Source organism: Variovorax sp. Soil_C_39 (assembly GCF_057656815.1).
On record NZ_JBDGJQ010000007.1, the window covers coordinates 169567 to 196562 of the forward strand.

General features: G+C 69.2%; 22 protein-coding genes and 1 pseudogene. 14 read left to right on the forward strand and 9 right to left on the reverse strand.

Annotated elements, in window-relative coordinates:
• The first annotated feature begins 13 nt into the window (after positions 1-13).
• From AC3A6J_RS19095 to AC3A6J_RS19145, 11 genes are all read left to right on the forward strand, one after another.
• Complete coding sequence (locus AC3A6J_RS19095; protein ID WP_487861551.1) at positions 14-949, forward strand: hypothetical protein; 936 nt, start codon at positions 14-16, stop codon at positions 947-949.
• Positions 946-2229: a lipopolysaccharide biosynthesis protein gene (locus AC3A6J_RS19100; RefSeq protein ID WP_487861552.1), complete on the forward strand. Its 1284-nt coding sequence runs from the start codon at positions 946-948 to the stop codon at positions 2227-2229. The genes AC3A6J_RS19095 and AC3A6J_RS19100 overlap by 4 nt, the downstream gene beginning before the upstream one ends.
• Entirely contained in the window at positions 2226-3476 is a 1251-nt protein-coding gene (locus AC3A6J_RS19105; RefSeq protein WP_487861553.1) for a WcaI family glycosyltransferase, read from the forward strand. The genes AC3A6J_RS19100 and AC3A6J_RS19105 overlap by 4 nt, the downstream gene beginning before the upstream one ends.
• Positions 3477-3521: 45 nt before the next feature.
• Positions 3522-4313, forward strand: a complete 792-nt coding sequence (locus AC3A6J_RS19110; RefSeq protein ID WP_487861554.1) for a LuxR C-terminal-related transcriptional regulator — start codon at positions 3522-3524, stop codon at positions 4311-4313.
• Between the two features lie 29 nt (positions 4314-4342).
• Positions 4343-5899, forward strand: coding sequence for a mannose-1-phosphate guanylyltransferase/mannose-6-phosphate isomerase (locus AC3A6J_RS19115; RefSeq protein ID WP_487861555.1), 1557 nt, complete (start codon positions 4343-4345; stop codon positions 5897-5899).
• A gap of 83 nt (positions 5900-5982) precedes the next feature.
• Positions 5983-6678, forward strand: a complete 696-nt coding sequence (locus AC3A6J_RS19120; protein ID WP_487861556.1) for a glutathione S-transferase family protein — start codon at positions 5983-5985, stop codon at positions 6676-6678.
• A gap of 111 nt (positions 6679-6789) precedes the next feature.
• Positions 6790-7683 (forward strand): DMT family transporter, encoded by an 894-nt coding sequence (locus AC3A6J_RS19125; RefSeq protein WP_487861557.1) that lies wholly within the window; start codon positions 6790-6792, stop codon positions 7681-7683.
• Between the two features lie 246 nt (positions 7684-7929).
• On the forward strand, positions 7930-9408 hold the full coding sequence (locus AC3A6J_RS19130) for a SulP family inorganic anion transporter (protein WP_487861558.1): 1479 nt from the start codon (positions 7930-7932) through the stop codon (positions 9406-9408).
• Positions 9409-9420: 12 nt separating this feature from the next.
• On the forward strand, positions 9421-10281 hold the full coding sequence (locus tag AC3A6J_RS19135) for a universal stress protein (RefSeq protein ID WP_487861559.1): 861 nt from the start codon (positions 9421-9423) through the stop codon (positions 10279-10281).
• A 47-nt stretch (positions 10282-10328) separates the two neighbouring features.
• Positions 10329-11858 carry a phosphoethanolamine transferase gene (locus AC3A6J_RS19140; protein WP_487861560.1) on the forward strand — a complete coding sequence of 510 codons (1530 nt, stop codon included), beginning with the start codon at positions 10329-10331 and terminating at the stop codon, positions 11856-11858.
• Positions 11859-11961: 103 nt separating this feature from the next.
• Positions 11962-12195: a hypothetical protein gene (locus tag AC3A6J_RS19145; RefSeq protein WP_487861561.1), complete on the forward strand. Its 234-nt coding sequence runs from the start codon at positions 11962-11964 to the stop codon at positions 12193-12195.
• Between the two features lie 57 nt (positions 12196-12252).
• Here the strand turns inward: AC3A6J_RS19145 and AC3A6J_RS19150 are convergent, their stop codons facing one another.
• From AC3A6J_RS19150 to imuA, 4 genes are all read right to left on the reverse strand, one after another.
• Entirely contained in the window at positions 12253-13182 is a 930-nt protein-coding gene (locus AC3A6J_RS19150; RefSeq protein WP_487861562.1) for a hypothetical protein, read from the reverse strand.
• Positions 13183-13269: 87 nt separating this feature from the next.
• A complete protein-coding gene (locus AC3A6J_RS19155) occupies positions 13270-16632 on the reverse strand; it encodes an error-prone DNA polymerase (RefSeq protein WP_487861563.1) in 3363 nt (1120 codons plus the stop codon).
• Positions 16625-18010: a Y-family DNA polymerase gene (locus AC3A6J_RS19160; RefSeq protein WP_487861564.1), complete on the reverse strand. Its 1386-nt coding sequence runs from the start codon at positions 18008-18010 to the stop codon at positions 16625-16627. Before AC3A6J_RS19160 ends, AC3A6J_RS19155 begins: the two co-directional genes overlap by 8 nt.
• Positions 17979-18800 carry a translesion DNA synthesis-associated protein ImuA gene (gene imuA, locus AC3A6J_RS19165; protein WP_487861565.1) on the reverse strand — a complete coding sequence of 274 codons (822 nt, stop codon included), beginning with the start codon at positions 18798-18800 and terminating at the stop codon, positions 17979-17981. The genes AC3A6J_RS19160 and imuA overlap by 32 nt, the downstream gene beginning before the upstream one ends.
• 173 nt (positions 18801-18973) lie before the next feature.
• Here imuA and AC3A6J_RS19170 point away from each other — a divergent pair, with 173 nt between their 5' ends.
• Together AC3A6J_RS19170 and AC3A6J_RS19175 are read left to right on the forward strand one after the other, a co-directional pair.
• Positions 18974-19810: a CmcJ/NvfI family oxidoreductase gene (locus tag AC3A6J_RS19170; RefSeq protein ID WP_487861566.1), complete on the forward strand. Its 837-nt coding sequence runs from the start codon at positions 18974-18976 to the stop codon at positions 19808-19810.
• Positions 19807-20453, forward strand: a pseudogene (locus tag AC3A6J_RS19175) (DsbA family protein). Before AC3A6J_RS19170 ends, AC3A6J_RS19175 begins: the two are co-directional and overlap by 4 nt.
• Here AC3A6J_RS19175 and AC3A6J_RS19180 read toward each other — a convergent pair.
• Positions 20424-21353: a LysR substrate-binding domain-containing protein gene (locus tag AC3A6J_RS19180; protein WP_487861659.1), complete on the reverse strand. Its 930-nt coding sequence runs from the start codon at positions 21351-21353 to the stop codon at positions 20424-20426. The pseudogene AC3A6J_RS19175 and the gene AC3A6J_RS19180 overlap by 30 nt on opposite strands.
• Positions 21354-21671: 318 nt before the next feature.
• On the opposite strand from AC3A6J_RS19180, the gene AC3A6J_RS19185 reads away from it, so the two are divergent.
• The gene (locus tag AC3A6J_RS19185; RefSeq protein WP_487861567.1) at positions 21672-22649 is read left to right on the forward strand and encodes an aldo/keto reductase; all 978 of its coding nucleotides are present in this window, start codon (positions 21672-21674) and stop codon (positions 22647-22649) included.
• A 10-nt stretch (positions 22650-22659) separates the two neighbouring features.
• Here AC3A6J_RS19185 and AC3A6J_RS19190 read toward each other — a convergent pair whose 3' ends face one another.
• The 4 genes from AC3A6J_RS19190 to AC3A6J_RS19205 form a co-directional block, all read right to left on the reverse strand.
• Positions 22660-23625, reverse strand: a complete 966-nt coding sequence (locus AC3A6J_RS19190) for a Bug family tripartite tricarboxylate transporter substrate binding protein (protein WP_487861568.1) — start codon at positions 23623-23625, stop codon at positions 22660-22662.
• A 13-nt stretch (positions 23626-23638) separates the two neighbouring features.
• Complete coding sequence (locus tag AC3A6J_RS19195; RefSeq protein WP_487861569.1) at positions 23639-24763, reverse strand: porin; 1125 nt, start codon at positions 24761-24763, stop codon at positions 23639-23641.
• Between the two features lie 117 nt (positions 24764-24880).
• Positions 24881-26566: a dihydroxy-acid dehydratase gene (ilvD, locus tag AC3A6J_RS19200; protein ID WP_487861570.1), complete on the reverse strand. Its 1686-nt coding sequence runs from the start codon at positions 26564-26566 to the stop codon at positions 24881-24883.
• A complete protein-coding gene (locus AC3A6J_RS19205; protein ID WP_487861571.1) occupies positions 26563-26994 on the reverse strand; it encodes an aconitase X swivel domain-containing protein in 432 nt (143 codons plus the stop codon). Before AC3A6J_RS19205 ends, ilvD begins: the two co-directional genes overlap by 4 nt.
• Positions 26995-26996: the final 2 nt, after the last annotated feature.

The window sequence follows — 26996 nt, forward strand, 5'->3', positions numbered from 1 at the left end:
CCATTCCATGAACATGAACAACACGCCCCTGGTCTTCGTCGTGGTGGAAGACCGCCAGAACAAGACGCTGCAACTGTGCCGCGAATCCGCCGCGCGGGCGCAAGAGCCGCTTGTGGTGCTTTCGGGCACCGACGCCGGGCCCGCCTACGAGCGCCTGTGCAGCAGCTACGTCCACTTGTCGAGCAACCCGCCAGAGTTCGAGAAGATCTGCTTTCGGCGCTATTTCCTGCTGGCCAATTTTCTCGACGCCAACCCCGACTGCCGCGAGTTCGTGCTGATCGACAGCGACGTGCTGCTGTTCCGCGGCATCGGTGCGCACATCCGCCGCGTGGCTGGCAAGGCCGATTTCTCGGGCTCGTACATGCGCCCACCGGCCGGCTGGGACCCCTGCCAGGTCTCGCCGCATGTGAGCTACTGGACGGCCATCGGCCTGCGCCGCTTTCTGGCCTTCGTGCTCAACACCTACGCCACGCCCTCGGGGCGCCGCAAGCTGCGCGCGATCGCGGCGCGCTTCGGCGCGCGCGGTGTGCGCGGCGGCGTCTCGGACATGACGCTGCTGCATCTGTGGGCGCAGGCAAGCGGAAACTTCGAGCCCATCAATCGCGTGTTCGGTGGGCGCGTGATCGATCACAACATCAATGGCGGCCACAACCTGCATCCGAACGAATTCGAGGTGCGCGGCGGGGCCAAGCGCATCGTGCACATCGACGGGCTGCCGCGCGTGGTCAAGCCCACTGGCGAAATGATCGACGTGCTGGCGCTGCACTTTCAGGGCAGCGCCAAGATGGCGATGGCGCATGCGCTCGAAGGCCGCACCGGCATGGTGGCGCTGCTGACCTATGCGCTGCATTTCGCGCGCCGCGCCAAGAACTTCGCCTTCGTCTTCGGTCTGCGCTCGCGGCGCGCTGTGGACGCCGGCCTCCTGGCCGACGCCCGCGTGTCGAAATGACGAGCCCGCTCCTGCACCGCGCGATCGGACTGGCCGGCTTCGGTGCCGCGCCCGGTGCCGGGCTTCGCGGGCTGGGCGCGCTGGCTTCGCGGCTGTACGTGTACCTCGCGGGCTTCGTCGCGCTGTTCGCCATGGCGGCCTATGTGCCGCCGGCGGAGTTCGGCGCCTACTCGATCTACCAGTCGGTGCTCGAGGTGGCGATGGTCATGGCCACGCTCGGCAGCTCGCTGCTGTTCTCGCGCGAAGCCGCACACGTGCCGCCCGGTGTGCAGAGCGGCGACATCGGGCGCACGCTCGCGATCGGGCTGCCGGCGGGCATCCTGCTGGTCGCGGGCATCCTCGCGCTGCAGCACCTGCCGGTGATGGGCGCGCCCTTCGCATTGCTGGCCGTCACGCTCGCGCTGTTCTCGGTCATCAGCCTGCGGCTGTCGTTCAGCCGGGGCATGGGCTATGCGGGGTTGCTGAACCTCGAAGCCGGCATCCGCGCGACCGTGCTGCTGATCGGCGTCGCCGCGCTCGCGGCACTGGGCGTGGGCATCAGCGCATCGCACCTACTGCTCGTCAACCTGGTGGCGCTGCTGCTCGTGGGCGCGGCCAGCCTGCGCACCGGTTGGGCCGAGGGGCCGCCCGCCGGGCCCGCGGCGCTTGCGCTGCCTGCGCAGGCGCGCGCCACCGGCTATTCGCTGCTGATGTTCCTGCTGCGCAAGTCCGACCTGCTGGTGGTCGCGTTCTTCATGCCGCTCGGCTATGTGGGCGCGTTCAAAATCGCGTTCCTGCTGGCCGAGGCGCCCTCGCAGTTCGTACAGGCCTTTCTGTACACCCGCACGCGCGCCATGCTGGGCGTCGAGGGTGGCAGCCACGAGGCTTCGACGCTGCAGCTCGCGAAGCAGTCGCTGCTGCTCGGTGCGGTGCTCTTTGCCGGGCTCGCCGTGGTCATCACGCTGGCCGCGCCGCTCCTGAAGATGGGTGGCGAGGCGCTCGAGATCTTCCTCTGCATTGCGCCCTACTTCCTGCTGCGCACCTACACCATCCACCACGAGATGCAGCTCGCGCTGAAGACGCCGATGGGCGCGCTCGGGCGCTGGGCCTTGCTCGAGGTGCTGCTGCGGCTGGCGTCGTACGCGGTGGTGGTGCCGCTCTACCCCACCAAGCCGCACTACGTGTTCTTCATTGCCTGCCTGACCGACTTCGTTCTCTATGAAGTGCGCATGCGCCGGCAGTTCGGCTTCTATCCGTTCGTGCGGCTGGTCCGCGGCTCCCCCGAAAGATCGACCCCGTGAAAATCCTTCTGTATTCGATGAACTTCACGCCCGAGCTCGTCGGCATCGGCAAGTACTCGGGCGAGATGGCCCAGTGGCTGCACGCCAAGGGCCATGAGGTGCGCGTGATCGCGTCGCCGCCCTTCTTTCCGCACTGGGTGCCATTCGAAGGGCATCGGGCCTGGGCCTACAGCAAGACCGAGTGCGGCGGCATCACCGTGTGGCGCGCGCCCACCTGGGTGCCCGCACGGCCGCGCGCACTGGCCAGGCTGGCGCATCTGCTGTCGTTCATGGTGTCGAGCGTGCCGCTGCTGTTCGGGCAGATCCGCTGGAAGCCCGACATCGTCTTCGTCGTGGAGCCGCCGCTCATGTGCGCGCCGGCGGTGCTTTTCTTCTCGCGCATGCTCGGCATCAAGTCGTGGCTGCACATCCAGGACTACGAGGTCGATGCCGCTTTCGACCTGGGCCTGGTGCGCGGCGCGCGCGTGCGGCGCCTGGCGCTGTCGGCCGAGCGCTGGCTGCTCGGGCGCTTCCATCGCGTGTCGACCATCTCGGCCGCCATGCTCGACAAGGCGCGCGGCAAGGGCATCGACGAGACCCGCCTCGTGCTGTTGCCCAACTGGGTGGACGTGCGCACGATCTTTCCGCAGCCCGCCGCTTCGGCGGCCGATGGCGTCCCGGCGCCGAACGGCTACCGCGCCGCGCTCGGCATCGCAGCCGACGACGTCGTCGTGCTCTATGCGGGCAGCCTCGGCAACAAGCAGGGCATCGAGCTGCTGGCCGACGCGGCGCACCGGCTGGTGGCGGCGGCACACATCCACTTCGTGCTGTGCGGCAACGGGCCGAGCCGTGAGCCGCTCAAGGCCGCCTGCGCCGACCTGGCGCGCGTTCATTTTCTCGATCTCCAGCCCGCCGATCGGCTCAACGAACTGCTCGGCATGGCCGACATCCACGTGCTGCCGCAGCGCGCCGATGCCGCCGACCTCGTGATGCCCTCGAAGCTCGCGGGCATGCTCGCGAGCGGCAAGCCCGTGATCGTCACCGCGCATGAAGGCACCGAACTGAGCCGCGTGGTCGCGGGCCGCGGCCTCGTGGTGCCGCCCGGCGACGCCGACGCGCTGGCCGACGCCATTGCACGGCTCGCGGTGTCGCGCCCGCAACGCGAGGCCATGGGCGCCGCCGCGCGCGCGTTCGCGGAAACCGAGCTGGACCGAAACGCCATCCTGCTGCGGCTCGAGCAGGAGCTGCTGCGCTGCGTCGCCGACTGATCCGACTGATCGACCCGTACAACCGCCATCCCACAGGGAAATCACATGCCCGATACCGTGCCTCTTTCTTCCGACAGCCCCGACGGTAGCCGAGCGCAGGAGCGCCGGCCCATGTACCCGGGTGGCGTCGTGCCACCACCCGAGCCGCTGTGGCCGCACTTCCTCACGGGCCAGGAAGATGCGCCCGTGCGCGTGCTGCTGGTCGACGACGACGAATTCATGCGCCGCGTGATCGCCCAGGAGCTGCTCTCGGACCTGCGCATCCAGCTCGAAGCCCAGGCCGGCAGCGTGCGCGACGGGCGGCGGCTGCTCGCCACCCACCAGTTCGACGTGCTCATGGTCGACCTGCGGCTCGGCGACGGCTCTGGCTTCGACCTGATCCGCGAAGCGCGCAAGCTCAACCGGCACTGCGAGATCATCGTTATCTCGGCGCTCGAGGACGATGCCCACGTGATCCATTCGTTCGAGCTCGGCGCCACCGGCTACCTGCTCAAGCACGCCTGGCTCCAGAGCTTCGCGCAGGCTGTGCTGCACGTGGTGAACGGCGGCGCCGTCATCACGCCCAAGCTCACGCGCCGCCTGCTGTCGCGCATGAACCTGCAAGGCACCGAGGAGCCGCCCGCGCCCGAGACGCCGACGCGCGAAGTCACCCTGACCGCGCGCGAACGCGAGGTGCTGCGCTGCGTGGCGCGCGGCTGCGTGTCGAAGGAGATCAGCCTGCGACTCGGCATCTCGGGGCAGACCGTCAACGCCCACATCAAGAACATCTACAAGAAGCTGCACGTGCATTCGCGCGCCCAGGCCGTGAGCCTTGCCACCCACACCGGCCAGCTCTGAGAACGAGCGCCATTCCAAGGAACATTTCCATGAACATGAACACCGACATCCTCCACTTCAGCGACAACGCGGGGGATCCCGTCATCCACCCCGTCGTGCTGTGCGGCGGCAACGGCACGCGCCTGTGGCCGCTGTCGCGCAAGGCGCTGCCCAAGCAGTTTGCGCCGCTCATCGGCAGCAAGAGCCTGTTGCAGCTCACGCTCGAGCGGCTCGGCCGGCTCAATCGCAACATCACCTGCATCGCGTCGGAGGAGCACCGCTACCTGGTGCGCGAGGCCGTCGAGAACGCCGGCATCACCGGCCGCCAGATCCTCGAGCCCGTGGCGCGCAACACCGCGGCCGCCATCGCCGCTGCCGCGCTGCTCGCCGAGCACGACGACGACCTGCTGCTGTTCGCGCCGTCGGACCACCACATTCCCGACAGCGCGCTCTTCGCCGACACCGTGCGCAGCGGCATCGGCGCCGCGCTCGCGGGCCGCATCGTCACCTTCGGCATTGCGCCGAGCTTTGCGAGCACGGCCTACGGCTACATCGAGGCCGGCCCCGAACTGCCCGATGGCTGTGGCCGCGCCGTGATGCGCTTCATGGAGAAGCCTTCGGCCGACGTGGCCGAGTCGCTCATCCTGCATGGCGGCTATTGGTGGAACGCCGGCATCTTCCTGGCGCGCGCCGGCACGCTGCTCGGTGCACTGCGCACGCATGCGCCCGACATCGTCGAGGCCTGCGAGCGCGCGACCGCCGCCGTTTCGGTCGACGGCAGCTTCCAGCGGCTCGACCCGCAGGCCTTCGCCGCCTGCCGCAGCGAGAGCATCGACTACGCCGTGATGGAGAAGCACCGCGACATCGCCGTCGTCAAGTTCAACGGCAACTGGAGCGACGTCGGCAGTTGGAACGCCGTGGCCAAGCTGCACGAGGCCGACAGCGCCACCGGCAACCGCCTGAGCGGCCGGGCCACCGCTATCGGTTCGCGCGACACCTTCATCCATGCGCCGCACCGCCCCGTGGTGGCGCTCGGCACCGAGAACCTCATCATCGTCGACACCCCCGACGCCGTGCTCGTGGCCAGTGCCGATTGCGCCGAGCGCGTGGGCGAAGTGGTGAAGATGCTCGCGCTCGACGGCCAGGCCGAGGCCACCGAACACCGCCGCGTCGTCCGACCGTGGGGCGCCTACGACCGGCTCGACATGGGCGAGCGCTTCCAGGTCAAGCGCATCACCGTGAAGCCGGGCTGCAAGCTCTCGTTGCAGATGCACCACCACCGCGCCGAGCACTGGATCGTGGTGCAGGGCACCGCCAAGGCCACCTGCGACGGCCAGGTCAGCCTGGTGCGCGAGAACGAATCGATCTACCTGCCGCTCGGCGCCATCCACCGCCTGGAGAACCCCGGCATGACCATGCTCGAGGTGATCGAGGTACAGACCGGCGGCTACCTCGGCGAGGACGACATCGTGCGCTTCGACGACACCTACGGGCGCTGTGCGCCGGGGGCGGTGGCGAAGAGCGAACCGGTGATCGATCCGGTGCTGCTGCAGTTGGCGGCGCAGCAACTGGCTGCGCATCCACTGGCGGGGGCGGAGCGGCACTGAGTGGCGAATCAGGCAGGTCATGAGCGTTGCGGGCATCGCTGAGGGGGAGAATGCCTGTCCCCCTCTTCGCCATGGAGCCGCGCATGAGCCAACCCGCCACCACTCCGACAGCCGGACGCCCTCCGGCCATCCCCGTCATCACCGCCTTCGAAGCGTCGCCCGACGAGGGCCAGGGGCTGGCGCGCGACATGCGCGTGCGCTGGGCCTTCGAGGAAGTGGGCCAGCCCTACGCCGTGCGCCTGGTTTCGTTCGAGGCGATGAAGCAGGCGCCGCACCTCGCGCTGCATCCGTTCGGGCAGATCCCGACGTACGAAGAAGGCGATCTCGTGCTGTTCGAGTCGGGCGCGATCATCCTCCACATCGCGCAGCGGCACGCCGGCCTGCTGCCGGACGATGTCGATGCCCGTGCACGCGCCATTGCCTGGATGTTCGCAGCGCTCAACACCGTCGAACCGCCGATCGTGGAACGTGAGCAGGTGCCCTATGCCGAAGCCGACAAGCACTGGTACGCGGAGCGCCTGCCGCTCATCGAGGACCGGGTCCGGGTCCGGCTGGATCAGCTTTCACGCCGGCTCGGCGACGCCGAGTGGCTCGACGGCGCGTTCAGCGCCGGAGACCTGACGATGGTGCTGGTGCTGCGCCGGCTGGAAGGAACCGGCATCCTCGCCGAATACCCGAGCCTCGAGGCCTACGTCGCTCGCGCCGAGGCGCGTCCGGCGTACCGGCGCGCGTTCGATGCCCAACGTGCGGTCTTCACGGACAGGCGACCGAGGCGTTGAGAAGCTGGGTCCAGGTTTCCGTCAGCGGGCGAAATCTCCCCGCAAAAGCTATGCTTCGCTCTCCAGAACGAGGCCCCTCCCCCGGCCCATTGCCGCGAGACACCCCCCACCTTGCACCCCACCGGAACCCTGCGCGGCATCGCCGCAATGCTGCTGGCCTGCGCCTTCTTCGCCTGCATGGACGCACTGCTCAAGAACCTTTCGGGGCACTACCCGCCGGTGCAGGTGATGGCGCTGCGCGGTCTGACCGCGTTGCCGCTGGTGTGCGTCTACATCGCCTGGCGGCGCGAGGCTGCGGGCGTGTTCAACCGGCGGCTGCGCTGGCGCCTGCACCTGCTGCGCGCCACGTTGAACATGACGATGCTGGTGCTGTTCGTCTATGGCTTGAAGACCCTCGGCCTGGCCCAGGCCTACACGCTGAGCTTCATCGCGCCGCTCTTGATGGTGCTCATCGCGGTGCCGCTGCTCGGTGAGTCGGTCCAGCCGCGGCACTGGGTCGCGATCGGCCTGGGGTTCGTCGGCGTGGTGATCGCGCTGCGCCCCGAGCGGAGTTCGTTCCTGTCGATGGGCGCGATCGCAGTGCTCGCGGCCGCGGTCTGCTATGCGCTGTCGAACATGCTGGGCCGGCTCATCAGCCGCACCGAATCGAGCGCCGCGCTGGTCTTCTGGACCACGGCGGGCATGGCCGTGGGCGGCAGCCTGTTGGCGGCGCCGCAATGGGTGCCGATCCAGTCCGCGCAGCTGTGGGTGCTCGGGGGCCTGGCCGTCAGCGGCTTCCTGGGCCAGATGTGCATTGCCGAGGCGTTTCGCCACGGCCAGGCCGCGGCCATCGCGCCCTTCGAATACAGCGCCCTGGCCTGGGCGCTGGTGCTCGACTGGCTGTTCTGGCGGGCCACGCCCGACGCATGGACGCTGGGCGGCGCGGCGCTGATCGTCGCAAGCGGGCTGTGGCTCGCGCGAAGCGAAGCGCCGCGGTCGGCAAAGCCGGAGCGGCAGGCTGCTTGATGGTGGACTGCGGCGCGGTCTAAAATGATGCGATGCACAAGTGCCGCACCGCCATGACGCACCGCCCAGGCTTTCCTGGCAGCGGGCTTCCGCGCGGCTACTTCTGCACGGTGACCCCGCCCTGAGGTCCCGCCGATTCCGCTGCGCTGATTCGCGCACGCCTCTTCGCAAGCCTCGGCTTGCGCTTGATCTCTTCTGAATACCTGTGGCCGCCGGCTTCTTGCCCGGCGCGGCCCTTCTTTTTTCATGCTCCTTTCATCCATTCGCAAAGATTGGCTGTCCAACGTGCGCGGCGATCTCCTGGCCGGCCTCGTCGTGGCACTTGCCCTCATCCCGGAAGCCATCGCCTTCTCGATCATTGCCGGCGTCGATCCCCAGGTCGGTCTGTACGCCTCGTTCAGCATGGCCGTCGTCATCGCCATCGCCGGCGGGCGGCCGGGCATGATCTCCGCCGCCACCGGCGCCATGGCGCTGGTGATGGTGCTCCTCGTCAAGGAGCACGGGCTGCAGTACCTCCTTGCGGCCACCGTGTTGACGGGCCTGCTTCAGATCGTGGCCGGCCTGCTCAAGCTGGGCTCGCTGATGCGCTTCGTGTCCCGCTCGGTCGTCACGGGCTTCGTCAACGCGCTGGCCATCCTGATCTTCCTCGCACAGTTGCCCGAACTCACGAACGTCACCTGGGTCGTCTACGCGATGACGGCCGCCGGCCTCGCGATCATCTACGGCTTTCCGTACATCAGCCGTGCGATCCCCTCGCCGCTGGTGTGCATCGTCGTGCTGACCATCGTCGCCGTGGTGCTGAAGCTCGACATCCGCGCCGTGGGCGACATGGGCCAGCTGCCCGACAGCCTTCCGGTGTTCCTGCTGCCGGACGTACCGCTGAACCTCGAGACCCTGAGGATCATCCTGCCGTATGCACTGACGCTGACCGTCGTCGGCCTGCTCGAATCCATGATGACCGCGTCCATCGTGGACGACCTGACGGACACCACCAGCAACAAGAACCGCGAATGCATGGGCCAGGGCGTGGCCAACATCGCCACCGGGTTCATCGGCGGCATGGCGGGCTGCGCGATGATCGGCCAGTCGGTCATCAACGTGAAGTCGGGCGGCCGCGGGCGGCTTTCCACCTTCTGCGCCGGCTTGTTCCTGCTGATCCTGATCGTTTTTCTCGGGCCCTGGGTCAAGATGATTCCGATGGCGGCCCTGGTCGCCGTGATGATCATGGTCAGCATCGGCACCTTCAGCTGGGACTCGGTTCGCAAGCTGCGCGAGCACCCGCCGAGTTCATCGCTGGTGATGATCGCCACGGTGGCCGTGACGGTTTCCACGCACGACCTGGCCAAGGGCGTCTTCGTCGGCGTGCTGCTCTCGGGCATCTTCTTCGCGCACAAGGTCGGCCGCGTGCTGCGCATCGACCGCAGCAGCGACGCCGAGGGCCGCATGCGCAACTACGCGGTGGTTGGGCAGGTGTTCTTTGCCTCTTCCGAAGCGTTCGTCGGTGCCTTCGACTTCAAGGAAGTGGTCGAGAAGGTCCGGATCGACGTGAGCCGTGCCCACTTCTGGGACATCACCGCCGTCAGCGCGCTGGACAAGGTCGTGCTCAAGTTCAAGCGCGAAGGCACGGATGTCGAAGTCATCGGCCTCGACGAGGCCAGCGCGACGCTGGTGGACCGCTTCGCGCTCCACGACAAGCCGGGCGCCGTCGAAAAACTCATGCACTGAAGGAGACTCGCCATGAACAAGGTCTACGCCTGTATCGACGGGCTCGGCAATACTGCCGCGGTGATCGACTGGTCCGCCTGGTCGGCGCAGCGGCTGGATGTGCCACTGGAATTCCTGCATGTGCTGGAACGGCATCCGGGCCGCGCGTCGGCCGGCGACTACAGCGGCGCGATCGGGCTCGACGCCCAGGAGTCGTTGCTGCAGGAACTGAGCGAACTCGATGAGAAGCGCAGCAAGCTGGCCACCGAAAGCGGCCGCCGCCTGCTGGCTGCCGCGCGCGAACGCGCCGAGGCCGCAGGCGTCGGGCGCCACGATGCGCGGCTTCGCCATGGCGAGCTGGTCGACAGCGTGCTCGAGGTCGAGACCGAGGCGCGCCTGTTCGTGCTCGGCGAGCATCGGCGCGCAGAGGCGTCGCACGGCAGGGTTCATCTCGACCACCACGTCGAGCGCGTCATCCGCTCGGTCAAGCGCCCGGTTCTGGTCGCCACGAGCGACGGCTTCGCGGCCCCTGCACGGTTCGTCATTGCCTTCGACGGCAGCCCGACGGCGCGCAAGATGGTCGAGACCGTGGCGCGCAGCCCGATGCTGGCCGGTCTTCCGGCACTTCTGGCGATGGCCGGTTCCGAGACACCGGAAGCCCGGCGCCAGCTCGAGGATGCACGGCGCGTGCTCGCGGACGCAGGCTTCGCGGTGGAAACGGTGCTGGCCGCCGGCGACCCCGAGGATGTGCTGCCCGCGCTGGTTGCGGGCCAGGCGCCGGCGCTTCTGGTGATGGGCGCCTATGGCCACTCGCGCATCCGGCAACTGATCGTGGGAAGCACCACCACGACGCTGCTGCGCACGAGTGTGGCGCCGGTTCTCATCCTGCGCTGATGCGGGTACATCGATCGCCGCGAGCGCTTCCCGGGGGGCTGGAGCCTGTGCTGGCCGCAGCGCTGCTGTGCGCCATGTACCTGGCTTTCGACATCGGGTGGCGCGACTCGGCGAAAGCGGCACTGGTCTTCTGCCTCGGTGCCTGCGCACTGCGTGCGGTGCCTCCCCTGGCGGGGCTGCGCGCCGTTCTCGAGGTGGCATGGCGCCTCGGGTTCGCGGGGGACCTGCTGCTGCGCTCCTTTCTCATGGCCGTCTACCGGACCCATCCCGACGCGGCGCTCGTGCTCGATGCGGTCGGGAACACCTCGGCTGCGGAGTCGATGGAGTTCGCCCGGCACCATGCCGTCGACCTGGCGCTGCACCTGGCTGCGGCCGGCGCGGCGTCGTTGCTGCTCATTTGGTCGTGGCATCGGCGCAGGCGGGCGCGTTCGCATCCCGCCGCCGGCATCGTGTGCGTTGCGCTCTTTCTCGGCGTGCAGGTCAATGCAACGGCACGGGGATCGAATCCGTTCCTGTACTGGCCAGGGCAAGCGTCCAGCTACGTCGAGTACCAGGCGGGCATCCGCATGCTGGCGCTCAAGCGAGCTGCGACCGAGGACAAGCTCGATGCACTGGACGTCGCCTACACGGGGCCGGAGCGCAATACCGTTGCATTCGTCGTCGGAGAGAGCATCAACCGCAACAACTGGAGCCTCTACGGCTATGCGCGCGCGACATCACCCCGGCTCGATGCACGACAGGGCCAACTCGTGGTGTTCAAGGACGTGCTGTCGGCGAGCAGCCACACGGTCGGTGCGTTCCAGCACATGCTGACGGCGAGGGACCTGGAGAACGAGGTCGACGACGAAGCCGTACCGAGCGTGACCTTGATGGCGCGCGAGGCAGGCTACAAGACGTTCTGGATCTCGAACCAGCACGACCGCTACATCAACAACCGCTTTGCCGAGGAGGCCGACGTCAGGTTCCTTCCCAATCCGGGCGGAAGGCGCGGCGATCGAAGCCTGGATGAACGCCTTCTGCCTGCGTGGGCGGCCGCACTGAAGGACCCGGCACCGAGGAAGCTCATCATCGTTCACCTGCTCGGTGCGCATCCTCACTACGACCAGCGACGCCCGGATGAATTCAAGGTATTCAATGGCGTTGCCGACAGCGTGACGGCGCAAATGCGCAAGGCTGGCCGCATGCCCTGGATCGTGGCCCAACGCAATGAATACGACAACGCACTGCGCTATCACGACCACGTGGTCTCCAGCCTTCTCGATGGCTTCATGCAGCACAAGACGAACCAGCCCAGCGCCTTCCTCTACACCTCGGACCACGGCCAGGATGTCGGCCACACACGCAACCATGCGGGGCACGCCGAGAACCGGGCCGGCTACGAGGTGCCGATGCTGCTCTGGACATCCGGGGCCGTCAGCGCATCGACGCGCGCCGATCTTTCGGCGAGGCGCTTTCAAAGCGACATCCTCGACTGGACACTGCTGGACCTGCTCGACCTCAGCATTCGCAACGCTCAGCCGTGGCACTCGCTGATCAGCCCTGACTATCGCAGCCGCGACCGGAGCGTCAGTCCTTGAGGTGCGTTGCGGGCCGTCTCCCGCGCCGGCAAAATAACTGTACATCCATACAGTTCACCCTCTAGAATCGATCGTCTCCAAGAGCAACATTCGAGGCGACACCATGACCACCGCCCGCCCGCCGGCACCCTCTTCCCCCTCTGCGCGGGTCCTGTTTTTCTCGCCGCTGCTGCGCCAGCTGCCGCGGGCGCATGCGGCAGCGCGGCTGTCGACCTGGCCGTTCCGGGTGGCGATCGACGCGCACCCTGCCAAGCTTCGCGAAGGCGCCGACATCCGCGTTCAGGCGGCACGCGTCATCCGCACGACCGCGGTGTATTGGGGGTCGAAGGCCGGCTGAGCGGGTTGGCGTTGTGCTTCTTTTCTTTCGAGAAAGGCGCCGCGTTACCCGGCCAAGCTATCCGGCCGCGGCCGCGAGTTCGCCCAGCATGTCCTGCGCATCGTCGTCGAAGCCCGCAATGGGCTGCGCCTTCGCGAGCGCCATCCACACGCCGAAGGGAATGCGTTCGAAGGCGCGGTGCACGGCGGCGCGCGCGACGACGAGCCGCTCGCCGTCGAGCAAGAGCACGCCGCATTCGGCCGGTATCTCGTCGGGTGACGCGATGCAGCGGCCGCGCGCATCGTTGCCCAGCACGTACCAGCACTCGCCGCCCAGGTCGAGGTAGGCCGCGCGCTTGTCGGACTTGCGCAGGTCGCCGAGCAGGTCGGCGCGGCTGACCTTGACCTCGTGCACGATGGGGTGCGCATAGGCCTCGACGCTGGTGTTCCGGATCGAGAACACGTCGGGCCGGGCCATGCACCAGCGCGGCTTGCCGCCCTCTTCGAGCGCGGGCAGGCGCGCCCGCAGACCCAGGCCGCGCCAGGCGATGCGGCCGCCGCGGGTCATCTCGCGCGCCACGCGCTCGACCAGCGCCTCGTGCGGCGAGAGCGCCGCGCGGTTGAGGGTGAGCGTGGTGGCGATGCGTGCAATGCCGGCATCGGTGACGCGCAAGGTCTCGTGGCCGTGTGCGGTGCGCACGCGCTCCAGAAAGCCGCCCGCGAGCAGCTCGACCTCGATGGCGTCGCAGCAGGGCCAGCCGGCCGAACGGTAGATCTCGCGCAGCCGCCGCGCATGGTGCTTGCCGAACGGCACCTCGGCGCGCTGCATGGGCGGCGGCGGGTCGCCCACGGGCGGCGGAAAGCCGGGGTCTTCGATTGGCGGCACGACGGGCGGTGGATCGCCTTCGGGTGGCGGAGGCGGCGGCGGCATGGGAACCGGCACGTCGGGCGCGGGCGGCGGCGGACCGATGGGCCCGGCCACGGGAAGGTCAAGGACGAGTGCGGACATGGGCTACAGGTTAGCGAAAACGAGCGTCGGGCGCGAGCCATGGAACGATCGGTTGCATGGGGGTCTTCATGGGCATGCGGGCCGGCTTCAATGGAAATCGCGGCTGGTGTTGCTCTCGGCCAGTCGGCCCATGAGCGGGGTCAGGTCCTTGAAGCCGGTGGCAATGAGGTGCTGCACCTTGCCTTGGTTGTCGTCGTCGCGCTGCCAGGTGCCCTGCACCGCGAGCAGGTGCGACTTGAGCAGCGGCTCGCGCCAGGCGTCGATGACGTGGTTCCAGACGATGACATTGACGTTGCCGGTCTCGTCCTCGAGCGTGACGAAGATGGTGCCGTTGGCGGTGCCGGGCCGCTGGCGGCCCTTGACGATGCCGCAGGCGCGCACGGTCTGTCCGGTGGGCACCTGCCGAAGCTGCTCGGCACTCATGAGCTTCATGCGCGCGAGGCGCGGGCGCAGCAGCGCGAGCGGATGGCGCCGCAGCGTGAGGCCGAGCGCGGCGTAGTCGCCGACGATCTCTTCGCCCTCGGGCGCGGCGGGCAATTGCAAGGCCTCTTCGTTGACGGGCACACCGCGCAGCAAAGTGGCGCCGCGGCTGCCCGTGTCGCGCGTCGCGGTGGCGTCCCAGACCTGCTGGCGCCGATGGCCCGACAGCGACATCAGCGCATCGGCGGCGGCAAGCGCGGCCATGTCTCTGGCGTCGAGCTCGGCGCGCAGCGCAAGGTCTTCGGTGCTGTTGAAGGGCGCCTGGGCGCGGGCCGCGAGCAGGCGCTGGGCGCCTTCCTCGCCGAGCCCCGAGATGCGGTTGAGGCCAAGCCGCACCGCGGGCTGGTTGGGGTTGCCGAGGCGATCGGCATGGCGTTGGTCGGTGCCGGGCGGCATGCACGGCGCATCGGGCGCGCGGGCCTCGAGCGTGGTGTCGATCTCGCTGCACGCGACATCGACCGGCCGCACCTCGACGCCATGCCGACGCGCGTCCTGCACCAGTTGCGAAGGGCTGTAGAAGCCCATCGGCTGCGAATCGAGCAGCGCGGCCAGGAAGCAGGCGGGCTCGTGGCACTTGAGCCAGCTGCTCACGGTGACCAGCTTGGCAAAGCTCGCGGCATGGCTTTCGGGAAAGCCGTAGTCGCCAAAGCCGAGGATCTGCTTGAAGATGGCTTCGGCGAACTCGCGCTTGTAGTCTCTCGCAACCATGCCGTCGACGAGCTTCTGGTGGAACTTCTCGAGTCCGCCCTTGCGCTTCCAGGCGGCCATGGCGCGGCGCAGCTGGTCGGCCTCGTCGGCGCTGAAGCCGGCCGCGATCATCGCGATCTGCATCACCTGCTCCTGGAAGATGGGCACGCCGAGCGTGCGCCCGAGGGCCTCGCGGAGTTCCTCTTTCTCGTAGTGGATCGGCAGGCCCTTGGCGACACGCTCGCGCTGCTTGAGGTACGGATGCACCATGCCGCCCTGGATCGGGCCGGGCCGCACGATCGCGACCTCGATCACCAGGTCTTCGTAGCAGCGCGGCTTGAGGCGCGGCAGCATCGACATCTGCGCGCGGCTCTCGATCTGGAACACGCCCACGGTGTCGGCATCGCAGATCATTTCAAACACGTTCGGGTCGTCGTGCGGCACCTGGTGCATCTCCATCGTCGTGCCGCGCCAGCGGTTCATGTGGTCGAGGCCGCGTCGGATGGCGCTGAGCATGCCGAGCGCGAGCACGTCGACCTTGAGCATGCCCATGGCCTCGAGGTCGTCTTTTTCCCACTGGATGACGGAGCGGTCTTTCATCGATGCCTTCTCGACCGGCACCAGCCGCGTGAGCTTGGTGTGCGTGAGCACGAAGCCGCCGACGTGCTGGCTCAGGTGGCGCGGAAAGCCCTTGAGCCGCCGCGTCATCTCGATCCAGTGTTCGAGCCTGAGCGCGTCTTCCTGCACGCCGACGCGCTCGGCGGCCTTCTGCAGCTGTTCGCCGAGCACGGTGTCGTCGAACCAGTAGTGGTCTTTCGCGAACTCGTCGATCAGCCGCTCGTCGATGCCGATGGCCTTGCCCGCGTCCCGCAGGGCGCTGCGCGCGCGATAGCAGATGACGACGGCGGCGATGGCGGCGCGCTCGCGGCCGTACTTCTGGTAGATGTACTGAATGACTTCTTCGCGGCGCTGGTGCTCGAAGTCGACGTCGATGTCGGGCGGCTCGTTGCGGTGGCGGCTCAGGAAGCGTTCGAACAGCAGGTGGCCCTTGTCGGGATCGACTGCGGTGATGCCCAGGCAGTAGCAGACGGCCGAGTTGGCGGAAGACCCGCGGCCCTGGCAAAGGATGTTCTGCGAACGTGCGAAGCGCACGATGTCTTCCACCGTGAGGAAGAACATCTCGTACTTCATCTCGGTGATGAGGGCGAGTTCCTTCTCGACCTGCGCGCGCACCTGGTCGGGAATGCCCGCCGGATACCGCCCTGCCGCGCCCTCCCAGGTCTTGCGCAACAGCGTTTGCACGGGCGTCTCGTGGGTGCCCACGGTTTCGAGCGGGTATTTGTAGTTCTCGCGGATCACGGCGGGATCGAAGCGGCACCGCTCGGCCACGACGAGCGTGTTCGAGAGCATCTCGGGCATGTACAGCGCGGCCAGCCGCACGCGCTGCCGCAGATGCCGCTCGGCATTCGACTGCAGCGCGAAGCCGCACTCGGCCACCGCCTTGCCCTGGCGCACGGCCGTGAGCACGTCGTGCAGCGGCTTGACCGAACGCGCATGCATGTGCACGTCGCCTGCCGCCACCAGCGGCACGCCGGCCCGTTCGCCGGCCTGCACCAGCGAGACGAACCAGAGGTCGTCGTCGAGCTCGTTGAAGAGGCCGAGCGCGAGCCAGAGGTTCTCGCCGTAGAGCGCCTTGGCCGCCAGCAGGTCTTCGTGCAGCGTGGCGGTGTCCGGCGCCTGGCCGGGCTGCCGGTGCGGCACGAACAGCACCTGGCAGTGCTGCAGCGAGGCGACGTCGCTCTCGTCCCAACCCACGCGGTATTCGCCCTTGGGCAGTTCGGTGTTGCGCGCGGCGGTGATGAACTCGCAGAGGTTGCCCCAGCCCTCGGTGTCGTTCGCGATCACCACGAGCCGAAAGCGCTCGAAGCGGAACTCGCTGCCGAACAGCAGCCGGAAATCGGGGTTGCGCGGAATTTTCGGTTCGTCGGGGTGTTCGCGCTCGTATTCCGCCAGCTTGGCCGGCAGTTCGCGCAGGCAGACATGCGCGCGCACGATGCCCGCCACCGAGCATTCGTCGGTGATGGCCAGGGCCTTGTAGCCGAGCTGGTAGGCGCGCTCGACCACTTCTTCGGGCGTGGAGGCGCCGCGCTGGAAGCTGAAGTTGGTCAGGCAATGCAGCTCGGCATAGTCGGGCAGGCCAGGCACGGCGCGTGCCTTTGGCGGCAGCGCATGCACCTTGGCGGTGTTGCGTCCGCGCAGCTGCTTCTCGCTCAGGTCAGGCATAGAAACCCTGCAGGTACCAGCGCACTTCGCCCGACGGCGAAAACCGCGCCGAGGGCCGCTCGCGGAAGATCCACACCAGGCCGGCCTCGGGGCTTTCGGCGATGTAGTAGTCGCGCATGGCGGGCTGGCCGCCCTCTTCCTTGTCGCCCCACCAGCCGGCCTCGACGCGCTGCGGGCCGATGAGCCTGGCGAGCGGTCCGCGGTAGCAGGGGCGTTCGCCGTCCATCTCGAGCAGCAGGGGTTCGGGCAGCAGCCAGGCGGGGTAGATGGCGTCGGGCTGCTGCTGCGCCTGTTCGGCCTTCGGCTGCCTGCGCGCCTTGCCGGACGGTGCCTCGGGTTTCGCGTTCGCCTGCAGCGCTGGCCGCCAGGCCTGCTTGCGCTCGGGCCGGTGGTCGGCCTGCGCAGCGGGCACCACCACCCGCTCGGGCCCGAGCCGCACACTGAGCCGCTCGACCATCTCGTGCAGCTTGTCGCCCTTGCGGTTGTCCTCGGGCAGGAAGCTGGTGCTGGCGCCGGCCCACGGATCGGTCTCGAGCGTGCGCAGCCGAATCCAGCTGGCCGGCGCGGCGAGCGTGGCCAGCGCGAGCTTTTCGGACAGCAGGCGGCGCAGGTGCGCCATGTCCTGCGTGGGCTCGGCCGTGCGCACGGTGACCTGCTGGTACGGCGGCAGGTCGGCGCCGTTGAAGCGCCGCAGGTCGAGCGTCCATTGCAGCTCGAGCGCGCGCGCGCCGCGCTGGCGTGCGCGCAGCCAGATCTGCAGCGCCGACAGCAGCCGGTTGGCCGACCACATGAGCTCGGGTGCCGTTTCGGCCAGCGCGGGGAGTTCGAGCTTCTGCTCGAACACGTCGGGCAGCGTGAGCCACTGGTGGCTTTCTGGGCAGAAGCCCCAGGCAGCGTCGAGCGCATCGCGCAGCTCGGTGCCGAAGCGGCGCACGAAACCGCCGCGCGGCAGCGCCGCCACGTCGCCCCAGGTGCGGCAGCCCAGCCGCGCGAGCAGGTCGAGGTGGCCGCGCGCGGCGCTCAGGGTGTCGAGCGGCAGGCCCGCAGGCAAATCCCGAGGCCGGCGCTCGTTGCGCTCGAACAGGCGCAGCCGCGCGAGCGCGACCAGGCTGGTGGCGCCCTGCGCGCCGCGCATCACGGCGCCGGGCGCGGGGTTCTCGTGGGCCAGCTGGCGCATCAGCGACGTGCGCCCGCCCCACAGGCGTTCGCAGGCCGAGACTTCGAGCATCAGCGCCTCGTCCTGCCAGGCGACATGCGGCGTGTAGCGCAGCGCCCACCAGCCCAGCGCCTCGGGCGTGGGGAGCGTGGCGGCATCCGGCGCGTCGGGCGTGTCCGGCGCGTGAGGCTCAAGCGACCACCGCAATGCGATCCAGTGCATCGGGTCCCCCTTTCCACGCGTCGATGCGCACCACCGTGGCCGACGACGACGGCGCTGCGGCGGCCGGGTCGGCGGGCAGCATGCGGCCCTGCTGCTGCAGGCGCAGCTTGCGGCGCACCCGCGCGGCCGCGAGCAACGCACTCATGCGCTCGTTGCGTGCGGGCAGCACGACGGGCGCAGCCAGCGGCGGGCCGCGCCGCTTGAGGATGTGCAGCGCCATCTGCGAGGTGTCGGCCGGGTCGGTGTCGAGCTGGATGCGCAGCCGCGCGGGCGATGCCCCCTGCGCGGCCGAAGCGGGCCGGCATACGAACAGCAGCACCTCGTGCTGGGCGGCCGCGAGCTGCAGCCGCCGCAGTTCGCCGACGCGGGCCTGCGGCAGCCAGGCCAGCACCGCGGCCACCTCGGCGCAGCGCAGCGCCTGCTCGCAGGCCCAGAGCCGCGCGGGCGGCGCATGGCTCTTGATGCACATGAGCGCCTCGAGTGGCAGGCCCCCGGCCGCGAGCGAGGCGCCGCAGGGCTCGAAGGGCGCGCCGATCAGCACCACGGGACCGCCCCGCGCCTGCACCGCCTGGGCCAGCGCAGGCAGCAGCAGCTGCCAGACATGGGCCTCGGGCGTCGCCTGCAGCAACTCCGTCATCGCGCCCACGGGCCAGCCGCCGCCCGGCAGCTCGGCGTCGAGCGCGGCATGGCCGGTGGCGGCGACCTGGGCGTCGGCCAGGCCGAGCTCGTCGGCATGCCAGACGCCCCGGCCTGCGGCGGCGGAGAAGGAGTCGAGTGAAGGAAGACCCATGGTGATTGCGATTTAACTGTATTTTCATACAGTATTTGCCGCATTGGCAAGCGGCGGAAACCTTCTTTTCGGACGCCTTTCTCACATTCCTATGACTCATGTCACACGGACCAGAAAGCGTTTGAACGCCGACCGAGGCTCCGCTCCAATGCCTCTTTCGAAGGAGCCCCGCAATGACACCCAGCACCCCCATCACCGCCGGCCTCAATTACCTGCAGCCCGATGCGCTGCGACCTTTCAGCTACACCTTCCCGCCGCCGCCCGGCACGCCTTGGGAAAGTGGCCGCTATGCACTACACGCTGTGCCGATCGCGGATGCGCGCACGGCCACCGAGCCGCCGCGCATCGAACGCGAAGGCTTCGAACTGCGTGATGCGCCGACCGCCGTTTCGAACTTCCTGGACGACAACGAGGTCGCGGCCGTGTACCACCGCGAGGTGGCCGAACTGGCGCTCGCGGTCACTGGCGGCAGCCGCGCCCATGTGTTCGACCACCTGGTGCGCCGCCGCGAGGCCGACCGCACCGCGTTGAGCTTCGGACGGCGCGGTGCCGACGGCCGGGCCGCGGCCAACGGCCGCATCCACAACGACTACACCGAAGAGTCGGGCCGGCGCCGGCTCGCGCTGGTGCTCGGCGATACCGCCGAGGCGGCTTCGGTGCGGCGCTACTGCATCGTGAACGTGTGGCGCTCGATCCGCGGGCCCGTGCTCGACACGCCGCTGGCCGTTTGCGACGCGCGTTCGGTAATGGCCGCAGACCTGGTGAGCGCCGAGGTGCGCTACCCGCGCCGCACCGGCGAGATCTACCTGGCCACGCATTCGCCGGCGCATCGCTGGTCGTATTTCTCGGCGATGGACCGGCACGAGGCACTGGTCTTCAAGCAGTACGACGCGCAACTCGGCGGCGTCTCGCGCTTCACGCCGCATGCGGCCTTCGACCACCCCGACGCGCCGGCCGACGCGCCGCTGCGCGAGAGCATCGAGGCGCGCTGCCTGGTGGTGTTCGAATGACGTCGCCGCAAGCCCGCCCGGCGCTCGACTTCTGGTTCGACTTCGGCAGCAATTACAGCTATCTCAGCACCATGCGCATCGAGGAAGAGGCGGCCCGGCGCGGCATCGACATTCGCTGGCAGCCCTTTCTGCTGGGACCGATCTTCCGTTCCTTCGGCTGGGCCACGTCGCCCTTCGTGCTGCAGAAGGAAAAGGGCGACTACATGTGGAAGGACATGGCCCGCCAGTGCCGCAAGTACGACCTGCCATGGACGCAGCCCACGCGGTTTCCGAGAGCCGCCGTGCTGCCGCTGCGCATTGCGCTGGTGGGCGCATCGCAGCCGTGGATCGGCGCGTTCTGCCGCCGCACGATGGCGATGAACTTTGCGGACGACCGCGACATCGATTCGCCGCATGCGATGCGCGACGTGCTGGCCGCGCTCGGCCTGCCCGCGCACCGCATCCTCGAGGAAGCGGCTTCCGATGCGAACAAGGGGCCCTGCGGCGACAGACGGAAACCGCTGCAGAGGAAGGCATCTTCGGCGCGCCCACCTTCTTTGCAGGCAACGAGATGTTCTGGGGCAACGACCGGCTCGACGATGCGATGGACTTCATCGCACCCGGCGCGGACTGCTCAGGCGCTGGCGGCCCCGGCCGCGCTTGAACGCCCGGCCTCTTCCAGAAGCCAGGCAGCCACATGACGCACCTCTTCGCGCGGCGTGCCGTCGGCCTGGACCAGCCAGTAAGCGTGGCCCGAAGGCTGCACCGGCGCGAGCGTTGCCACGCGCACGAGCCGCTTGTCGGCAAGCAGCGGCCCGATGAGTTCGAGCCGCCCGAGCGCCACGCCCTGCCCCGCCAGCGCGGCCTGGATCAGCTGGTCGTACTGGTTGAAATGCAGCGCGGCCTGCGGCCGGGCATCGGCCCAGCCGGCCGAGGCCAGCCAGCCGCGCCACTGCAGCCACGGATGCTGCGGATCGTCGAAGTCGAGCAGGCACAGGTCCGTGAAGGCCGCAGCGCCATCGAGGGCGGTGAGCCCAAGCGACGGATGCGCCACCGGCGCCACCGTTTCGCCGAAGAGCCGCAATGCACCGGCCGGCGCAAGCGCCGGCGTGGTGTAGCGGATCGCCAGGTCGATGCCTTCGGTGCGCAGGTCGACCAGGCGGTTGTTGGCCGACACGCGAACGTCCACGCCCGGATGCAGGCGCTGCACCCGGCTGAGTCTGGGCAGCAGCCAGAGGCCGGTCATGCCGATGCTGGCGCTGAGCGTGACCGGGCGCTGCTCGCCGCGCCGGCCGATCGCGCCCATCACGTCCTGCAGTTGCTGCACCGCGCCGTCGGCGCTGCGAAAAAGCCGCTCGCCCTCGGCCGTGAACGAGATCGACCGGTGGCCGCGCACCAGCAGCTTCACGCCGAGCTGCTCCTCCAGGGCATGGACCTGCTTGCTGACCGCCGACTGGGTGAGGCAGAGGTCCTGCGCGGCGAGCGAGATGCTCATGCGCCGGCCGACCGCGACGAAGCCCCGCACCAGGTCGAGCGATGACAGGCGAAGCAGCGAGAGTGGCATTCCCATGGTGAATATCATGCCCGATCGAAAACGGCGGCCCGAGCCGCCATCGCCTCAACGCACTTCGCGCAGGCCCGCTCACGGTGGGCGCTACAGGGTAATCAGGGCATTCATCACGACCTCGGATGTGAAGATTTCACATCCCATCGTACGCCTGGTTACGCGTTCATGCCAGCCCGCCGAAAAGCAAGCGCGCGGGGCTACAGCGTTTTCTCGAGGACCTCCCTCGGCACAGGAAGCTGCGCGTCGGGCCGCGCCCGGTGCTATCGTGAGCGCGGTTTTTCGCCCCGCCGCAATGGAAACACCGCCGCCCTTCCCATGAAAGACCTCGGCCCGCACGATGCCTCGCCAGCGCATTGGCCCGGCGCACGCCTGACCCGCGCAGCATTCCTGCGGCTGGCCGCCGCACTGCCGCTCGGCGCCGCCGCCATGGCGAATGCAGCAACAGCGCCGCAACAACCCGCGAGCAAGATGAACACCCGCCCCATCCCGTCGACCCGCGAAGCGCTGCCGGTGATCGGCTGCGGCACCTGGATCGGCTTCGACCGCCGGCCGGGCAGCGACGAATACCAGCGCCTGCCGGGCGTGCTCGACGCGCTGTTCGCGGCCGGCGGCAAGGTGATCGACAGCTCGCCGATGTACGGCCGCTCGGAAGAAACCACGGGCGAACTGCTGGCCGCCGCCAGGCAGCGCGACCGGGCCTTCCTGGCGACCAAGGTCTGGACTTCGGGCCGGAAGGCCGGCATCGCGCAGATGGAACAGTCGTTCGCACGCCTGCGCACCAATCGCATCGACCTGATGCAGGTGCACAACCTCGTCGACTGGAAGACCCATCTCGCCACGCTGCGCGCCTGGAAGAAGCAGGGCCGCGTGCGCTACATCGGCATCACGCACTACACGGCCTCGGCCTACGGCGAGGTCGAGGCGGTGCTGCGCGCCGAGAAGCAGCTCGACTTCCTGCAGATCAACTACTCGCTCGACGCGCGCGACGCCGAGCACCGGCTGCTGCCGCTTGCGGCCGACCTGGGCGTGGCGGTGATCGTCAACATGCCCTTCGGCGGCGGCGGGCTGCTGCGCCGGCTGCAGGGCCGGCCACTGCCCGCATGGGCGGGCGAGATCGGCTGCACGAGCTGGGCGCAGGTGCTGCTGAAGTTCGTGCTGGGCCATCCGGCCGTGACCTGCGCGATCCCGGGCACCGGTCGCCCCGAGCACATGGCCGACAACGCCGCCGCGGGCGCGGGGCCCGTTCCCGATGCCGCGTTCTGGCGCAGCAACGCGCCCGCCATCGAGCGCTGAATCGCGCCGGCTACTCGAACTTCACGTTGTGCTCTCGCACGGTGGCGCCGAAGGCCTCGTACTGCGTGCGGAAGAATTCGGTGAACTTCGCGGGGCTCATGCCGTAGCCCTCGAAGCCCTGCTGCACCAGCTGCGCATGCACCTCGGGCCGCTTCAGCGTGTTCTGCAGCTCCTGCGACAGCCGCTCGGTGATGGCCTGCGGCAGCCCGGGCGGACCGAAGAAGCCGGCCCACGGCGTGATGGTGAGCTTGCCGAGCCCGAGCTCGCCGCCCGTGGGCACGTCGGGCAGCAGGCCGCTGCGCTGCGGCAGCAGCGTGACCAGCGCGCGGATGCGCCCTTCCTTCACGAAGCCCGGCGCCAGCGTGCCGGTGGTGAACATCATGTGGATCTGGCCGCCGAGCAGGTCGGTCATGGCCTGCATGTCGCCCTTGTAGCGCGCGTTGACCACCTTGCGCTCGCCCAGCAGCTGCAGCATCGCGAGCTCCGAGGCGCTGTTGCTCGAGGCCGAGTTGTAGGCGCCCGGCTTGGCCGCCACCAGCGCGAGCAGCTCGTTCACGCTCTTGGCCGGCAGGCTCGACGGCACCACCAGGAACATCGAGAACTGGCCGGCCGAGCTGATCGGCGTGAAGGCCTTGAACGGGTCGTAGGGCGGCGTCGGCCGCAGCGTGGGCGCGGCCACCATGGCGGTGTTGGTGCCCATCAGCAGCGTGTAGCCGTCGGGCTTGGCCGACGACGTGGCCTGCGCCGCGAGCACGCCGTCGGCGCCGGGTCGGTTCTCGACAATCACCTGCTGGCCGAGCTGCTTCGAGAGCCCTTCCGCAATGATCCGCGTGAGCACGTCGGCGCCGCCGCCGGGCGCGAAGCCGACGATCAGCCGCAGCGGCTTGTCGGGGAAGGCGCCGCCGGCGCTCCACGCCGCTGTGGCGGGCAGCGTGGCCGCGGCAAGTGCGGCGAGATTGAGGTGTCTGCGTTGCATGGGGTCGCTCCTTTCAGAACAGGTGCCGCACGCCGAACTCCCAGCCCGACGAACGCTGTCCGCCCGCCGGCGCCACGCCGCCGCTGACGACGTAGCGCGCCTGGCCGCTGTTCATGAGCCGTGCATAGGTGCCGTAGAGCGCGGTGCGCTTCGAGAGGTTGTGCACGTAGCCGATGCCGAACTGCCGCGCGTTGTCGCGGTTGCGCGGCATGCCGTCGGCATGGCGCAGGCTGTCGTCGCTGCGGTCGTCGAGGTAGGCGTAGCTCAGGCGGATGCGGCCGACCTCGAACGCCGGGATGTGCGCGCCGATCTCGGTGGTGCCTTTGCGCACCGTGCCGGCCGCGAGCTTCACCGTCACGCGGTTGTAGAGCGCGAAGAACTTCGCGAAGCCCGCGTCCCAGCTTGCGCCGACGTTGGCGTGCGTGTAGTTGCCGATGGCCGCGGTGGCGTCGAAATGCGTGCGCGTCACGGCCGCGGCGATGTCGAAGGCGCCCGAGGCGAAGCCGAAGCGCGCGCCGGCGAAGTTGCCGTCGTCGCGGTTCGGCGCCGTGGAGTCGTTCTCGCCGGTGCCGGCCATGGCCATGCCGTAGAAGCCGCCGAGCCCGGCCGGCAGCCAGTAGCTCACGGTGTTGCTGCCGGTGATGCCCGTGGGCAGCGGCCCCGTGCCCGCTCCCGCGAACGTGAGGTTGCCCGCGCGCGCCACGCCGTTGGCATTGAAGGGATCGAAGTAGATGCTGTTGTAGTGCGTGGGAATGAAGTCGCGGCCGAGGCGCACTTCGCCGAAGCGCTGGTGCGAAAGGCTCACGAAGGACATGCGGTCGAAGGCGATCGGCCCCGCCGTTCCCGCGCCGCTCGGCTGGTTGTTGGTGTTGCTGGCGCGGCCGCCGCCGGTGTCGGGGTTCAGGCTGGCTTCGAGCCAGAAGCCCGCGCGCAGGCCGCCGCCCAGGTCTTCGGTGCCGCGAAAGCCGAGGCGGCTGGTCGAGAGCCCGCCGTTCGACAGCGCGGTGACCGAGCCCCCGCCGCCGCTGCGCGTGTGCTGCACGCCGAGGTCCATCACGCCGAACACGGTGACGGACGACTGCGCATGCACTGCGCCGCCCGCCAGCCCCAGCGCCGAACACATCAATAGTCTTTTCATGGCTGTCTTGTCTCCTGCTTCTTCTCTTGGTTGAACAACAACTCGGGTGCGCGCAGGGCTGCGCCACCGGGGGCGGAACTGCGTCCGCGCCGGTTGCGAAAGCCGTGCGAGAAAAACTTACTGCTCGGTGCGCACGAGCACCGCGCCTTTCGAGAGAGGGCTCACGTTGCGCCGGTACTGCTGCAGCCATCCGGTGTCGTGCATCGGCGGCGGCGCCTGCCAGTCGGCGCGGCGCGTCTGCAGCTCGGCGTCGCTCAGGTCGACGTCGAGCCGGCGCGCATCGAGGTCGATGGTGATCCGGTCGCCGTCTCGCACCAGGCCGAGCGGCCCGCCGAGCGCGGCCTCGGGCGAGACCTCGGCCACCACGAGGCCCTTGCAGACCAGGCCCGAGAGGTGGCCGTCGGTCAGTATCGCGACCTGGTCGCCCAGGCCCGCGCCGTCGACCGCGAACACCACACGCGAGGCACCGCCGCCCATCGCAGGGCCGCCGCAGGCACCGGCGCCGCGCATCACGACCACTTGGCCCGGCACGATCTCGCCCTTTTTCAGCGCCGCGATGGCGGCATCGGACGTCCAGAAGCACACCGCCGGGCCGGTGAAGCGGCGCACCTTGCGCTCGGCGATGCCGGCCTTGACCAGCCCCGATTCGGGCGCGAGGTTGCCGCGCAGCAGCACGATGGCGGGCAGCGGTGCCACCGGGCGGTCGATGGGGCGGATCACCTCGGCATCGGCCACGGCCGCATCGCGCAGGTTCTCGGCCACGGTGGCGCCGGTGACGGTGAAAGCGTCGGTGTCGAGCAGCGGCGCCAACTGCTTCATGAGCGCGCGGCAGCCGCCGGCCGCCTCGAAGGCCTCGATGCTGTGCTCGCCGATCGGGCGCACGCCGGCCAGCACCGGGGTGTCGGGGCCGAGGCGCTCGAACAGGCCATACACGTCGACGCCGCATTCGCCTTCGGTCGACACGGCCTGCAGGTGCTTGGCCGTGTTGAGCGACGCGCCGGTGGCGAGCACCGCACGCACCGCGTTGGCGAAGGCGCCGGGCGAGAGGATGTCGCGCGGCTTCAGGTCGTCCCACACCATCTGCACGATGCGTGCGCCGGCGGCGCGCACGTCGGCCATCATCTTCGGGCTCAGTGCGGCGACCGGCGCGCTGCCGGGCAACGCCATGCCGAGCGCCTCGCAGACGATGTGCATCGAGTTGGCCGTGCCCAGGCCCGAGCACACGCCGGGGCCGCGGATCGCCTCGCGGCTCATGGCCACGAGTTCCTCGACCGGCAGGTTGCCCGTCACCGCATGCATCGCGCCGATGAACACCTCCTCGATGTCCATGTGCCGGCCGCGGTACTCGCCGCTGGGCTGGTAGCCGCAGGGCACGAGCAGGGTCGGGATGTTGAGCCGCGCCGCCGCCATGAGTTGGCCCGGCACGGTCTTGTCGCACGAGGTGAGGCAGACCATGCCGTCGAGCTGCGCGCCCTCGACCGCCACTTCGATGTCGTTGGTGACGAGGTCGCGCGCGCCGAGCATGTAGGCGCCGCGTGCGCCGGCGCCGGTGATGAAGTCGCTCGGCGCGGCGGTGCGGATCTCGAACGGCACGCCGCCCGCGGCGCGGATCGCGGTCTTGATCTCAGCCGCCACCTGGTCGAGGTGGCTGAAGCAAGCGGCCAGCTCGGACGAGCTGTTGACGATGGCGATCTTGGGCTTCTCGCAGTCTTCCTCCGGGATGCCGAGCGCGCGCCAATGCGCATTGCGCACCGACCAGAGGTAGGAGCCACGCGGGAAGTTGCTGCGCAGGGGGCGGGTCATGGGCGGTCTCCGGAGAGGTTCTTCTTCTTGGTGATCTCGATCACGCCGCGGTCGGCGTCCACGCGCACCCAGTCGCCGGTCGCGATGCATTCGAGCGGATCGCGTTCGAAGTCGGTCATGGCGGGCGCGTGGGTGACCACGGCGCCGAGCGCCATCTTGGTGGTCATCTCGTTGAACAGGAATGCGGCGGGCGCGACGTTCATGAGCCGCGTCATGTGGAACATGGCCGACCAGCCCGACGATCCCTTGGCGCCGGGAAACACCAGCACCTTGCCCGCGAAGCTCTGGCCGCGCAGTTCGTGCCGCGTCTCGACAATGCTGCCGGTGCGCGGGTCTATGCCGCCCCAGCCCGAGATGCGGTCGCGCGTGACGAGCGCCTCGCCCTCGGCGACGCCGCCGACGACCTTGCGGCCGCGGATGATCAACATGG

Excerpts from the sequence above, each read along its gene's own strand:
- imuA (WP_487861565.1), bottom strand. The coding sequence starts at position 18,800 with ATGGGTCTTCCTTCACTCGACTCCTTCTCCGCCGCCGCAGGCCGGGGC.
- AC3A6J_RS19120 (WP_487861556.1), top strand. The coding sequence starts at position 5,983 with ATGAGCCAACCCGCCACCACTCCGACAGCCGGACGCCCTCCGGCCATC.
- AC3A6J_RS19110 (WP_487861554.1), top strand. The coding sequence starts at position 3,522 with ATGCCCGATACCGTGCCTCTTTCTTCCGACAGCCCCGACGGTAGCCGA.
- AC3A6J_RS19180 (WP_487861659.1), bottom strand. The coding sequence starts at position 21,353 with ATGCCACTCTCGCTGCTTCGCCTGTCATCGCTCGACCTGGTGCGGGGC.
- AC3A6J_RS19170 (WP_487861566.1), top strand. The coding sequence starts at position 18,974 with ATGACACCCAGCACCCCCATCACCGCCGGCCTCAATTACCTGCAGCCC.
- AC3A6J_RS19155 (WP_487861563.1), bottom strand. The coding sequence starts at position 16,632 with ATGCCTGACCTGAGCGAGAAGCAGCTGCGCGGACGCAACACCGCCAAG.
- ilvD (WP_487861570.1), bottom strand. The coding sequence starts at position 26,566 with ATGACCCGCCCCCTGCGCAGCAACTTCCCGCGTGGCTCCTACCTCTGG.
- AC3A6J_RS19185 (WP_487861567.1), top strand. The coding sequence starts at position 21,672 with ATGAAAGACCTCGGCCCGCACGATGCCTCGCCAGCGCATTGGCCCGGC.
- AC3A6J_RS19190 (WP_487861568.1), bottom strand. The coding sequence starts at position 23,625 with ATGCAACGCAGACACCTCAATCTCGCCGCACTTGCCGCGGCCACGCTG.
- AC3A6J_RS19195 (WP_487861569.1), bottom strand. The coding sequence starts at position 24,763 with ATGAAAAGACTATTGATGTGTTCGGCGCTGGGGCTGGCGGGCGGCGCA.
- AC3A6J_RS19160 (WP_487861564.1), bottom strand. The coding sequence starts at position 18,010 with ATGCACTGGATCGCATTGCGGTGGTCGCTTGAGCCTCACGCGCCGGAC.
- AC3A6J_RS19130 (WP_487861558.1), top strand. The coding sequence starts at position 7,930 with ATGCTCCTTTCATCCATTCGCAAAGATTGGCTGTCCAACGTGCGCGGC.
- AC3A6J_RS19095 (WP_487861551.1), top strand. The coding sequence starts at position 14 with ATGAACAACACGCCCCTGGTCTTCGTCGTGGTGGAAGACCGCCAGAAC.
- AC3A6J_RS19145 (WP_487861561.1), top strand. The coding sequence starts at position 11,962 with ATGACCACCGCCCGCCCGCCGGCACCCTCTTCCCCCTCTGCGCGGGTC.
- AC3A6J_RS19135 (WP_487861559.1), top strand. The coding sequence starts at position 9,421 with ATGAACAAGGTCTACGCCTGTATCGACGGGCTCGGCAATACTGCCGCG.
- AC3A6J_RS19205 (WP_487861571.1), bottom strand. The coding sequence starts at position 26,994 with ATGTTGATCATCCGCGGCCGCAAGGTCGTCGGCGGCGTCGCCGAGGGC.
- AC3A6J_RS19115 (WP_487861555.1), top strand. The coding sequence starts at position 4,343 with ATGAACATGAACACCGACATCCTCCACTTCAGCGACAACGCGGGGGAT.
- AC3A6J_RS19100 (WP_487861552.1), top strand. The coding sequence starts at position 946 with ATGACGAGCCCGCTCCTGCACCGCGCGATCGGACTGGCCGGCTTCGGT.
- AC3A6J_RS19150 (WP_487861562.1), bottom strand. The coding sequence starts at position 13,182 with ATGTCCGCACTCGTCCTTGACCTTCCCGTGGCCGGGCCCATCGGTCCG.